General features: G+C 72.0%; 12 protein-coding genes. 1 reads left to right on the forward strand and 11 read right to left on the reverse strand.

What is annotated here, in order from left to right; all coding sequences use genetic code 11:
* Position 1 precedes the first annotated feature (1 nt).
* Positions 2 to 922, forward strand: coding sequence for an ADP-ribosylglycohydrolase family protein (locus ACFY7C_RS32435; RefSeq protein WP_389657618.1), 921 nt, complete (start codon positions 2 to 4; stop codon positions 920 to 922).
* 192 nt (positions 923 to 1114) lie between these two features.
* Here ACFY7C_RS32435 and ACFY7C_RS32440 read toward each other — a convergent pair whose 3' ends face one another.
* From ACFY7C_RS32440 to ACFY7C_RS32490, 11 genes are all read right to left on the reverse strand, one after another.
* Complete coding sequence (locus ACFY7C_RS32440; RefSeq protein ID WP_389657621.1) at positions 1115 to 2485, reverse strand: cytochrome P450; 1371 nt, start codon at positions 2483 to 2485, stop codon at positions 1115 to 1117.
* Positions 2486 to 2621: 136 nt separating this feature from the next.
* A complete protein-coding gene (locus tag ACFY7C_RS32445; protein WP_389657624.1) occupies positions 2622 to 5450 on the reverse strand; it encodes a DEAD/DEAH box helicase in 2829 nt (942 codons plus the stop codon).
* A 44-nt stretch (positions 5451 to 5494) separates the two neighbouring features.
* On the reverse strand, positions 5495 to 6424 hold the full coding sequence (locus ACFY7C_RS32450) for a diacylglycerol kinase (RefSeq protein ID WP_389657627.1): 930 nt from the start codon (positions 6422 to 6424) through the stop codon (positions 5495 to 5497).
* A 41-nt stretch (positions 6425 to 6465) separates the two neighbouring features.
* Positions 6466 to 7371 carry a twin-arginine translocase subunit TatC gene (tatC, locus tag ACFY7C_RS32455; protein ID WP_389658149.1) on the reverse strand — a complete coding sequence of 302 codons (906 nt, stop codon included), beginning with the start codon at positions 7369 to 7371 and terminating at the stop codon, positions 6466 to 6468.
* Positions 7372 to 7475: 104 nt separating this feature from the next.
* Positions 7476 to 7766 (reverse strand): Sec-independent protein translocase subunit TatA, encoded by a 291-nt coding sequence (gene tatA / locus ACFY7C_RS32460; protein WP_389657630.1) that lies wholly within the window; start codon positions 7764 to 7766, stop codon positions 7476 to 7478.
* 187 nt (positions 7767 to 7953) lie between these two features.
* Positions 7954 to 8151 carry a hypothetical protein gene (locus ACFY7C_RS32465; protein WP_389657633.1) on the reverse strand — a complete coding sequence of 66 codons (198 nt, stop codon included), beginning with the start codon at positions 8149 to 8151 and terminating at the stop codon, positions 7954 to 7956.
* A gap of 34 nt (positions 8152 to 8185) precedes the next feature.
* On the reverse strand, positions 8186 to 8431 hold the full coding sequence (locus tag ACFY7C_RS32470) for a hypothetical protein (protein WP_382486476.1): 246 nt from the start codon (positions 8429 to 8431) through the stop codon (positions 8186 to 8188).
* 142 nt (positions 8432 to 8573) lie between these two features.
* Positions 8574 to 9524 carry a helix-turn-helix transcriptional regulator gene (locus ACFY7C_RS32475; protein WP_389657636.1) on the reverse strand — a complete coding sequence of 317 codons (951 nt, stop codon included), beginning with the start codon at positions 9522 to 9524 and terminating at the stop codon, positions 8574 to 8576.
* A 17-nt stretch (positions 9525 to 9541) separates the two neighbouring features.
* Positions 9542 to 10501 (reverse strand): helix-turn-helix transcriptional regulator, encoded by a 960-nt coding sequence (locus ACFY7C_RS32480; protein WP_389657639.1) that lies wholly within the window; start codon positions 10499 to 10501, stop codon positions 9542 to 9544.
* A 175-nt stretch (positions 10502 to 10676) separates the two neighbouring features.
* Positions 10677 to 11060, reverse strand: coding sequence for an FKBP-type peptidyl-prolyl cis-trans isomerase (locus tag ACFY7C_RS32485; RefSeq protein WP_389657641.1), 384 nt, complete (start codon positions 11058 to 11060; stop codon positions 10677 to 10679).
* A 63-nt stretch (positions 11061 to 11123) separates the two neighbouring features.
* Positions 11124 to 12062: an FKBP-type peptidyl-prolyl cis-trans isomerase gene (locus ACFY7C_RS32490; RefSeq protein ID WP_389657644.1), complete on the reverse strand. Its 939-nt coding sequence runs from the start codon at positions 12060 to 12062 to the stop codon at positions 11124 to 11126.
* Between the last annotated feature and the right edge of the window lie 48 nt (positions 12063 to 12110).

The raw sequence follows: 12110 nt of genomic DNA on the forward strand, positions 1-12110 counted from the left end.
CATGCGATACGAGGAGCGGGCCGTGGGGGCCGTGTTGGGGTCGGCCGTGGGGGACGCCCTGGGCGCTCCTTTCGAGTTCGGGCTTCCCGGGGTGTTCCGCGAGCGGTTCCCGGTCGGGGCGGGCGAGATGTGCGGGGGCGGCGGATGGGAGGCCGGTGAGGCCACCGACGACACGCAGATGGCCGTGCTCGTCGGGGAGTCGCTCCTCGAACGGGGCGGGCTCGATCCGGCGGACGTCTTCGCCCGGTTCCGCCGCTGGGCCGAGGCCGAGCCCAAGGACATCGGGCTCCAGACCGAGGCCGTGCTGCTCGGCGACGACCCCTGGGACACCGCCGCCGCCCTGCACTTCCGGCTGAACGGCCGTGGCGCGGGCAACGGTTCGCTGATGCGGGCCGCCACCCCCGCCGTGCACTTTGCCTCCGCCGGCCGCGCCGCCACGATGGACGCGGCCCGGCGGATCGCCGCCCTCACCCACGGGGACGCCGCCGCGTGGGAAGGAACCGCGGTGCTGCACGAACTGGTGCGAGTGGCACTGCTTGGCGGGGACCCGCTCGCCGTGGTGTCCGATGTGCTCGGTGACGTCGCGGAACGCCACCGGGAGCGGTGGGCGGTCGTCCTCGCTCCCGACTGGCGGCCGGAGGACGCCACGGAGTTCAACGGCGCCGTCTGGCCCTGCCTCGGCTCCGCGCTGTGGGCGCTGCGCACCACCACCTCGTACGAGGACGCCGTCGCCGCGGCGATCGACCTGGGGGGTGACACCGACACCGTCGCCGCCGTGACCGGCATGCTCGCCGGTGCCGTCCACGGCCCGGAGGGCATACCGGCCCGCTGGACGGCCGCCCTGCACGTCCCCCTGCCGGGGTTCGGCGAGCGGGTCCTGCGGGCCGAGGACCTCCGCGAGCTGGCGCTCGCCCTGGTCTGACCCGCCTCGGCCCCCGCTCAGCGCACGCCCACCGCAGCACACGCCTCGACCTGCCCTCAGCGCACGCTCACCGCGGCCCACGCCTCGGCCTGCCCTCAACGCGCGCCCACCGCGAGCCACGCTTCGACCGGCGTCAGCGCGCACCTCCCGCAGCCCACGGCCACGGCCACGGCCCCGCCGCAGCCGGCGCCCCTACCGCGCCCGCACCGTCGCCCGCACGTCCCGGTCCGGCTGCAGCGTCAGCGCCGGCACCGGGCGTATCTCCCCGGCGTCGACGTCGAGGCGGAAGCGGCGGGCCAGCACGGCCAGCACCAGGACCGCCTCGACCATGGCGAAGCGGGTGCCCAGGCAGACGCGGGGCCCGCCCCCGAACGGGTACCAGGCGTATTCGGGTATCTCCTCCGCCTCGCTCGTCCACCGCTCGGGCCGGAACTCCAGCGGGTCCCGGTACCACCGCCCGTCCCGGTGGGTGACCCACTGGCTGCTCCAGACCCGCGTGCCGGGCGGCACCGGGGCGCCGCCGAGGGTGGCGCCCTCCTTCGCGATGCCGGTGATCAGCCAGATGGTGGGGTAGAGCCGCAGGGTCTCCTTCACCACGGCCTGGGTGTAGGTCAGTTCGGCGTAGTCGTCGAAGCCGGGGTCGCGGTCGCCGAGCACCTGGTCGAGCTCGGCGCCGAGTGCCTCCTGGACGCGCGGGTTGCGGGAGAGGAGATACCAGGCCCAGACGAGGGTGGAGCTGGTGGTCTCGTGCCCGCCGATGTACAGGGTGACGGTCTCGTCGCGGATCTCCCGGTCGGAGAGGTGGGCGCCGGTCTCGTCCTGGGCGGCGAGGAGCCGGCTGAGCAGGTCGGGTCGCTCCCGGTCACCGTCGCGGTGGCGGGCGACGACCCGGGACACCTCGGCGTCGATGACGGCGGTGGCCCGCTTGATCCGGGCCCGTCCGGGGGTGGGGACCCAGTCGGGCAGGATCGCGCCGATCCCGCTGAACTCGGCGCCGATCTCCTGCTGGGCGACGTCCATGGCGCGGCCGATGGCTTCGGCGTCGGCCGCGGTGTCGACGCCGAAGATGGTACGGACGGCGATGAGCTGGGTGAGGGCGGCCATCTCCCGCTTGATGTCGACGCGCTGCCCGTCGGTCCACCGCTCGGCCAGATCGACGGCGCACTCGGCCATGGTGGCCGCGTAGGACTTGACCTGGCGGGGCCGGACGGAGGGTTGGACGAGGGAGCGCTTGCGCCGCCAGTCGGTGCCCTTGGAGACCACGACGCCGTCGCCGAGCAGGGTGCGGAAGGCGATGCCCAGGTCGGGCTGGTCGAAGGTCCGCTCCACCTCGGTGAGGAGTTCACCGACGGTCTCGGGGTGGGCGATGAAGAGGGCCGGGGTGCGGCCGAAGCGCCAGCGGACGAAGTCTCCGCGCTCACGCAGCCGTTCGAAGAAGGCGAGCGGGTCCTTGCCGAACTCCGGAAGGTTTCCCAGCACGGGGACGCCTCGGGGTCCCGGTGCGGTCGTCCGTCCGTCCGCCGTCGTGGTGACGACGGCGGACGGACCGGCTTGCGTGGTCACGTGCGTTTCCTTCCGCAGGAGGTGCGTGGTGCTGCCCCAAGTACTCGTTCTGCTGTACGAGTTCATGGAAGCGGAAGGAACCGCACCTTCGCCACCCCTGTGGATAACCCCCTGTGGACAGTCCTCTGCGGGGCCGTCAGCCCACGGAGCTGTAGGCGACGACACCCCTGAGCAGGCTGTCCACGGCCTTGCGGGCGTTCTTCGCCACCGTGCTGTTCTCCCGGGGCGCGGCGGCCGCGATCTGGCCGAGGACGTCGATGACCTGCTTGCACCAGCGGACGAAGTCGCCGGCCGGCATCTCGGCCTCGCGCAGCACCTCGTCGAGCCCCTTGTCGGAGGCCCACTGGTAGGCGGCCCAGGCGAAGCCGAGGTCCGGCTCGCGCTGTCCGACGCCTTCCGCCTGGTGGAGCTTGAACTCCTCCTCCAGGGCGTCGAGGCGTCCCCAGATCCGCACCATCTCGCCGAGCGCCGCCTTGGCCCTGCCGGTCGGCAGCTTCGGCGCGACGGCGTCATCGGACTGGCGGGCCTCGAAGACGAGCGCGGAGACGCAGGCGGCCAGCTCGGCCGGGTTGAGCCCCTCCCACACGCCTTCGCGCAGGCACTCGCTGGCGAGCAGGTCGAGCTCGCCGTAGAGCCGGGCGAGTCGCTTGCCGTCGTCGGTGACCTGGTCGTCGCGGAGGTAGTCGAGCTCGGTGAGGAGCGCGACGATCCGGTCGAAGGTGCGGGCGATGGTGTTGGTGCGGCCCTCGATCCGCCGCTCCAGCTGCCGGGTGTCGCGCTGCAGCCGGTGGTAGCGCTCGGCCCAGCGGGCGTGGTCCTCGCGCTCGTCGCAGCCGTGGCACGGGTGGGCGCGGATCTCGGTGCGCAGCCGGGCGATCTGGCGGTCGTCGGCGGCGGCGGAGCGCTGCTTGTGGTGGCGCTCGGGGTTGATGTGTCCGGCCTTGCTGCGCAGCGCGGAGGCGAGGTCGCGGCGGGACTGCGGCGACCTCGGGTTGAAGGACCGGGGGATGCGCATCCGCTCCAGCGGTTCGACCGGGACCGGGAAGTCGATCGAGGCGAGGCGCTTGACCTGCCGCTCGGCGGTCAGGACGAGCGGTCGGGGTCCGTCGTGGTGCTCGAAACCGCGGTGCCCGTTGGTGCGGCCGGCCGGGACGCCGGGGTCGAGGACCAGGGCGAGGCCGGCGAACTTGCCGGTGGGGACGTGGATGACGTCGCCGGGCTTGAGCCGCTCCAGGGAGGCGGCGGCCTGGGCTCGCCGCTGGGCGGCGCCCTGCTTGGCCAGCTCGGTCTCGCGGTCCTTCAGGTCGCGGCGGAGCCGCGCGTACTCCTCGAAGTCGCCGAGGTGGCAGGTCATGCCGTCCCGGTAGCCCTGGAGGCCTTCCTCGTTCTTCTGGACCTGCCGGGAGATGCCGACGACCGAGCGGTCGGCCTGGAACTGGGCGAAGGAGGTCTCGAGCAGCTCGCGCGAGCGGTGCCGGCCGAACTGGTCGACCAGGTTGACCGCCATGTTGTACGACGGCTTGAAGCTGGAGCGCAGCGGGTAGGTGCGGGTGCCGGCGAGGCCGGCGAGGTGGCCGGGGTCCATGCCGCGCTGCCACAGGACGACGGCGTGGCCCTCAACGTCGATGCCGCGGCGGCCGGCCCGGCCGGTGAGCTGGGTGTATTCGCCGGGAGTGATGTCGGCGTGCTGCTCCCCGTTCCACTTGACGAGCTTCTCGAGGATGACCGTGCGGGCCGGCATGTTGATGCCGAGCGCCAGGGTCTCGGTGGCGAAGACGGCCTTGACGAGGCCGCGGACGAAGAGCTCCTCGACGACTTCCTTGAAGGTCGGGAGCATGCCGGCGTGGTGGGCGGCGATGCCGCGCTCGAGCCCTTCGAGCCACTCGTAGTAGCCGAGGACGTGGAGGTCCTCGCGGGGGATGCTGGCGGTGCGCTCCTCGACGATCTCGCGGACGCGCCGGCGTGCCTCGTCGTCGTTGAGCCGAAGGCCGGCGTAGAGGCACTGCTGGACGGCGGACTCGCAGCCGGCCCGGCTGAAGATGAAGGTGATGGCGGGTAGCAGCCCCTCGGCGTCGAGCCGCTCGATGACCTCGGGCCGGCCGGGGGTCCAGATGCGGGAGCGGGCGCGCCGCTCGCGCTCGCGGTCGGCCTCTCGGACCATCTTGCCGCGGCGCCGCTCGCGCGGGTTGTACGTGCGGGAGTTCTCGGTGCGGGCCAGGCGCAGCAGGTCGGGGTTGACCTCGCGGCGGGTGGCGCCGCGGCCGCCGTGGTCGGTCTCCTCCTCGAAGAGGTCGTACATCCGCCGGCCGGCCAGGACGTGCTGCCACAGCGGCACGGGGCGGCTCTCGGAGACGATGACCTCGGTGTCGCCGCGGACGGTGTCGAGCCAGTCGCCGAACTCCTCGGCGTTCGACACGGTCGCGGAGAGCGACACGAGGGTCACGGACTCCGGGAGGTGGATGATCACTTCTTCCCAGACGGCGCCGCGGAAGCGGTCGGAGAGGTAGTGCACCTCGTCCATGACGACGTACCCGAGGCCGGAGAGCGCCTGGGACCCCGCGTAGAGCATGTTGCGGAGGACCTCGGTGGTCATCACGATGATCGGGGCGTCGCCGTTGACGCTGTTGTCGCCGGTGAGCAGGCCGACCTTGGCGTGGCCGTACCGCCGGACGAGGTCGGCGTACTTCTGGTTGGAGAGCGCCTTGATGGGCGTGGTGTAGAAGCACTTGCGGCCCTGGAGCAGGGCGAGGTGGACGGCGAACTCGCCGACGATGGTCTTGCCGGAGCCGGTGGGAGCGGCGACGAGCACGCCCTTGCCCGCTTCGAGGGCCTGGCATGCCTCGATCTGGAAGGGGTCCAGACCGAAGTCGTACATCTCGCGGAAGGGGGCCAGCGCGGTGGCCTGCTCCGCGTTGCGGGCGCGGGCAGCCGCGTACGCCTCGGCTGGTGTGAGGTCCTCTGTCATCTTGTTGTCGAGCCTACCCGCCCCCTCTGACAGTGACGCGATCTTTATCGACCGGCTTCGGTCCCGTGGGCCGGCGGGGCAAGGACGCGCAGCGCGGCGGGGACGCAACGGGCGGTGAGGGGGAGCGGACCGACCGGCTCGCCGTCGGCGTAGCCGGTGATGCCGGGGGCGTCGAGGGTGATCGAGCGGACCCGGTGGACGGTGACCTTGGGGTGGTCGAGGTGGGTGCCCTTGTAGACGCGCGGGAAGACCTTGATCAGCTCGGCGCGGCCGCAGTCGCCGACGACGGTGACGTCGAGGAGTCCGTCGTCCATGGCGGCGCCGGCGCAGATGCGCATGCCTCCTCCGTAGGAGGTGCCGTTGCCGACGGCGACGAGGGTGGCCTCGATCTCGAGCTCGGTGGTGTCGTCGAGGACGATCCGGTACGGGATCGGGCGGAAGGCGGCGAGCTCGGCGAGGATCGCGAGGTCGTACTTGAAGCGTCCGGCGGGCAGCCGCATCCGGTTGCCGCGGTCGTTGACGCGGGAGTCGAAGCCGGAGGCGAGGACGGTGCCGAACCAGCGGTCGTCGGCCTGCCCCGGGCCTGTCCGGCCGAGGTCGACGGTGCGGCCGCCGCCCTTGAGTGCGTCGGCGGTGGCGCGGCCGGCCGCGGCGGGGTCGCGCACGGGGAGCCCGAGGCAGCGGGCGAAGTCGTTTCCGGTGCCGACGGCGATCACTCCGAGGGGGGTGTCGGTGCCGGCGACGGCCTGGAGGGCGAGCGAGACCATGCCGTCGCCGCCGACCGCGACCAGGGCCCCGGTGCCGCCCTCGACGGCCTCGCGGGCGCGCCGCAGCGCGTCGTCGGCGTCGTGGCCGAGGACGGTGCGGACGGAGAATCCGGCGTCCCGGAGCGCGCGAGCGGCCGGCTGCGCGGCGTGCGCGCCCCGGCCGCGTCCCGCGGTGGGATTGACGAAGAGGGTGATCTCGCTGGTCATTGGGGGTCCCCCCGGATGGAGTCTGGGGGGACCCTACAAGATCAGGTGATGTCGTCGTAACCGTTCAGCCGGTGCTGCCTGCTGCCGTCCGGCTCGCCGGTGGCCTGCTCGGGCAGGGCCGCCCGGGCGGCGGGTACGGCCTCGATCTCGCCGACCGCCTCGGGGGTCAGGTCGAGCACGGAGGCCTCGTCGTCGTCGAGCTCGGCGTCGGGGTTGTTGCGGCGCCTGCGCCTGTCATTGAGCAGCGAGAAGCCGACGGCCGCCCCGTACAGGACGGTGATCGGTCCGGCCAGGGCGAGCATGCCGACGGGGTCGGTGGTGGGGGTGATGAGGGCGCCGAAGACGAAGACGCCCATGATCACGCCGCGCCACCAGCCTGCCATGCGGCGGCCGGTGAGGACTCCGGTGAGGTTGAGCATCACCAGGACGAGCGGCAGCTCGAAGGCGATGCCGAAGACCAGCACCATGCGCAGGGTGAAGTCGAGGACGTCACCGAGCGAGAGGATGTTGGCGGAGCCGCCGGGCGTGAGGCTGATGAGCACCTTCACGCTGATGGGGAGGATGAGGTACGCGAGGTAGGCGCCGGCCGTGAAGAGCGGGACGGCGGCGCCGACGAAGGCGTACGTGTACTTCTTCTCGTGCTTGTGCAGTCCGGGCGCGACGAAGGCCCAGAGCTGGTACAGCCAGACGGGGCTCGCGACGACGAGGCCCGTCGTCAGGGAGAGCTGGATCGTCGTGCTGAAGGGCGCCATCAGCGTGTTGAAGGAGACGATCGCGCAGTTGCCGCCGTCGCTGGTGATGCCGGGGCCGCACTTGGGCACCGACTTCGTCAGGAACTGCATCAGGTCCTCGCTGTACACGAGGGCCACGACGGTCACCGCGGCGATGGCCAGGAGGCCTTTCGCGAGGCGGTTGCGGAGTTCACGCAGGTGTTCCACGAGGGGCATGCGGCCCTCGGGATCCTTCTCCTGCTTGCGGGCAGACTTGAGCAACCCACGTCCTCATCTCGTGCGGCAGCCGCCGCCCTCTGCGGCGGCCGCGGCGGACCGGGTCAGCGCTTGGTGGTGTCGGTGGGCTCGCTCACGGGACGCGAGCTGGTCACGTCTCCGGGGGCGGCCTGGATGGTGCGCGGCGCGGGCTGGTCCTGAGGGCCGGCGTGGGGCGGGTCGGCGGGGGCGGGGGCGCTCTGCTGGTCGTCGGACTTCATCGCCTTGGCCTCGCTCTTGAGGATGCGGGCGGACTTGCCCAGCGAACGGGCCATGTCCGGCAGCTTCTTGGCACCGAACAGCAGGATGATCACGACGAGGATCAGAATGATCTCGGTGGGGCCGAGCCTACCCATAGCTGTTTACCTTCTTCACCGAGGCGACATTGGAGTGCGTGCCCGGCCGGTCGGACATGCGTCCGGCCACCCGCGCTGCAAGCGATCGTAACCCGCAGGAGTAAACGGGCGGCAATGCCTGTGCATACGTGCGATTGCGTCCCGCGTGTGCGGGTCGTGTGGGTCCCGCGCGGGGTTCGGCACGAATTCAGCGCAGTGTCTCGCCCGTTCGCGCCAGGTCGACGGAGGCTCGTTCGAGGTCTTCCGCGGCCTGGTTGATGCGCTCTGTGGTGCGGGCCACTTGACGGCCGAGGCGCTGGGCCTCCAGGAAGACCTTGATGCCGAGGACGCCGAGGACGGCGATGCCGAGGAAGCCGAGGGCGATGGCGAGCATGGGCCAGAACATGGGGCGAGCCTAGACGTTCCGGTCGGCGGCGGGCTCAGCCGGTGGTGTGCAGGCGCAGGGTGCGCACGCCGCCGCCGGTGAGCAGTTCCACGATCCGTTCCCCCGCGGGCTTGCGGACGGCGCTGCCGCACTCGGGGCAGGTGAAGGAGTAGAAGGTGGTGCGGCGGCTGGCGCCGATGGCGAGCCGCAGGGCGCCGGCGGAGAGTTCGAAGCGGGACCGGCAGTCGGGGCAGGCGGCCTTGAAGTGGACCGGGGCGACCGACGCCGACAGGCCGGGCATTGCGGACATTTCGCTCAATTCTCCCCACTGCGCTACGCGTACGCCTCTCACTGGGAACAGCGTCCGGTCCCCCCGGAACGTCACATTCCCCCTGCTGTCGCCGCCCGGTGCGCTCTGCCGCGACCGGGCGGGGCCGTGCCGCTCAGCCCTCGTAGGCGGCCAGCGCCGCCGCGGCGGCCTCACGCGCGCTGTCGGCGAGCTCCTGCGGGGCGACGATCCGCCCGTCGCTTCCGAGCCGCAGCGCGAGCCGGCGCAGCGAGGCCGGCGCCGGGGTCCGCAGGGTGATCCGCAGCCCTCCGTCGGCCAGCTCCTCGGCCCGGTCGTGCGGGTAGTACTCGGCGACCCAGCGGCCCCCGGGCCCCACCTCCACCACGACCTCCGGGTCCTCGGCGGACGGCTGCACCAGCCCCTCCGACAGGTCCCGCAGCTCGATCTCCGGCGGCGCGGCGGGCGCGTCCAGGATCCGGATCTCGGCGACCCGGTCGAGCCGGAAGGTCCGGCGCGCCTCGGAGAGCCGGCACCACGCCTCCATGTAGGTGTGGCCGACGGCGAAGAGCCGGATCGGGTCCACCTCGCGCTCGGTGAGCTCGTCGCGCGCCGGCGAGTAGTAGCGCAGCCACAGCCGCCGCCGCTCGGAGATCGCCCGGTCCACCTCGGCGAAGACCCCGCCCTCGGACTCGAAGGTCACCGAGAGGCGGGAGCTGGCGCCGGCCGCCTCGCCGGCCGCCGCCTCCAGCTTGGCGGTCGCGCGCAGCAGTGCCTCGCGGTCGCCCTCGCGCAGCCCGGGCAGGGTGGCCACCGCCCGCGCGGCCACCAGCAGGGCGGTCGCCTCGTCGGCGGCCAGCCGCAGCGGCTCGGCGACGTCGTCGGGGTTGTGCCACCAGATCCGGTCGCCGTCGGTGTCGATGTCGAGGAGGTCACCGCCACGGAAGCTGGTGCCGCACATGGGCAGGACGTCGAGGTCCGAGATCAGCTCGTCCTCGGTGATCCCGAAGGCGCGGGCGACGTCGGCGACGTGCGCGCCGGGACGCTCGCGCAGATACGTGACGAGGGACAGCATCCGCCTCGTCTGGTCGATGGCGTTCGTGGCCATGGTCGTTCCTCTCCCCCTCAGCCCTTGGCCACGGCGCGCAGCCGGTCCACGACGTCGGCCCGCAGGTCAGCGGGCTCCAGCACGACCACGTCCGGGCCGAACTCCACGAGCCAGGCGTCGAGGCCGTGCCCGTACGGGATCTCCAGCTCGTCCCAGCCGTCCGCGACGCCCTCGGTCACGGACTGGGCGCGGGCGCGCAGCGGATAGCCGCAGCCGGTCCGCAGCCGGATGCGGGCCGAGCGGGTGGCGGTCTCGCCCGCCCAGCTCTCCACGGTCTCGCGGACGGTGACGACGTCGGGCACGGGCGCGGTGAAGGCGCCGGCCCGGGAGCGGACCTTGCCGGTGATACGGGACAGGCGGAAGACCCGCTCGGCGCCGCGGTCCCGGTCCCAGCCCGCGAGGTACCAGTGGCCGCGCCAGCACTCCAGGGTCCACGGCTCGACGTGCCGGGGCTCGGGGCGGGCGGCGTTGGCCTTGCGGTAGTCGAAGACGACCGGCCGGCGGTCGCGGCAGGCCAGCATCAGCGGCTCGAAGGCGGCCTCGTGGACCGGGATGCGCGGCTCCAGGGCACTGGCCTGGGAGTCGAACGCGTCCTCCGCCTCCGGCATGCCGGCGGCCCGCAGCTTCTGCAGGGCGCCGCTCGCGGCGCCGGCCAGCCGGGCCTGCTGCCAGACCTTGGCGGCCAGGCCCAGGGCGGCGGCCTCCTCGGCGTCCAGGGTGATGGGCGGCAGGCGGTTGGAGTCGCGGCGGGCCAGGTAGCCGGTCTCGCCGTCCAGGTTCTCGACGGTCTCGATGACCAGGCCGAGCTCGCGCAGGTCGTCCTTGTCGCGCTCGAACATCCGGTTGAAGGCGTCCTCGCCGGTCGCCTCCATATAGGCCTCGATGGAGGCGCGGAGCTCCCGCTTGCTCAGCGGCCGGCGGGTCCCGAGCAGGCACAGCGCAAGATTCATCAGCCGCTCGGCCTTGGCAATCGCCATCGACGCCCCGCACCCTCTTCTGCCGGATTGACTTGGTGAGACGTCCGACGGTACCGCCCCGGGGTGTCCCGACAAAAGCCGGGACGGATGCGCGGTCGCCGCGGTGGAGGCGCGGGGACGAGCCGAGGGCCCCCGCCGTGAGGCGGGGGCCCTCGGAAGAGACCTGGTCGTCGGGTCAGCGACGCTTGGTGACGCCCACCAGGTCGCAGACGAAGATCAGCGTCTCGCCCGGCTTGATCTTGCCGCCGGCACCACGGTCGCCGTAGGCGAGGTGCGCGGGGATGACCAGCTGGCGGCGGCCGCCGACCTTCATGCCCTGCACGCCCTGGTCCCAGCCCGCGATGACCATGCCGGCACCGAGCGGGAACTCCAGCGGGGTGCCGCGGTTCCAGGAGGCGTCGAACTCCTCGCCGGAGTCGAACGACACACCGACGTAGTGGACGTTGACCAGGTCGCCGGCCTCGGCGACCTCGCCGTCGCCCTCCCAGATGTCCTTGATCTCCAGGTCGGCCGGCGGCTCGCCGCCCGGGAAGTCGACCTCGGGCTTCTCGATGCTCACTGCAGTGTGCTCCTCAAACAACTATGAACCGCACAGACGAGGGTCTGCGCGACCCGGACAGTCTTACATCTTCGCCAGGATGTCGACGGCGAACACCAGGGTGGAGTTCTTCGGGATTCCCTGCTTCTCCTGGTCGCCGAAGGCCTCGGACGGCGGGGCGACGATCAGGACCCGGCTGCCGACCTTCTTCCCTGCGATGCCGTCCTTCAGACCCTTCAGGGTCAGCTGGTCAAGCGGGAAGTTGGCCGGCTTGCCCGTGGTGTACGTCGAGTCGAAGACCTTGCCGTCCTTCCACAGGGCGGCGACGTAGTTCACGACGACCGTGTCGGTGGCCTTGACGACCTCGCCCTTGGACTCCAGGACGTAGTTGGAGACCAGCTTGGTCGGCGCGGCCGACTTCGGGACGGTCAGCGAGGGCGCCTTGCCGTCGGTGTTGGTACCGACCTTCGGCAGGTCCTTGTTCTCCTGGGCGACCTCGGTGCCCGTGGCGGACTTCGGGATCGTCACCGCCTTCAGGATGTCGACCACGAAGACGAGGGTCGCGTTGGGCTTGATGTCGCCCTGGCCGTTCGCGCCGTAACCGAGCTCCGGCGGGATGCCGATCTCGATGCGGCTGCCGACCTTCTGGCCCTCCAGGCCCTGGTCCCAGCCCTTGATGACCTGGCCGGCGCCCAGGGTCAGCTCGAAGGGCTGCTTCCGGTCGAAGCTGTTGTCGAAGGGGGTCGTCGAGTCCCACGCCTGACCCAGGTAGTTCACCTGGAGCGCGTCGCCCTTCTTGGTCACCGCGCCCTTGCCCTCGCTGATGACGTTGACCTTGAGGGATTTGACGGGGTCGCCCGCGCCCTTGGCGAGGGTCGGCTTCTCGCCGAACTTCTCGCCCGCGGTGATGGCGGGCAGCCCGTTCTTCATCGAAGCGGAATCGGAGCCCTTGTCGTCGCTGCCGCAGGCCGCTGTGGTGAGCAGCAGCAGCGGGACGACGAGCAGGCCGGCAAGTCGGCGCACTAGTTCCTCAGATCTCAGACGGCACAGTAGTTGTCCGGACACTCTAGG

This window comes from Streptomyces sp. NPDC012769 (genome assembly GCF_042901205.1).
Lineage (GTDB): Bacteria > Actinomycetota > Actinomycetes > Streptomycetales > Streptomycetaceae > Streptomyces.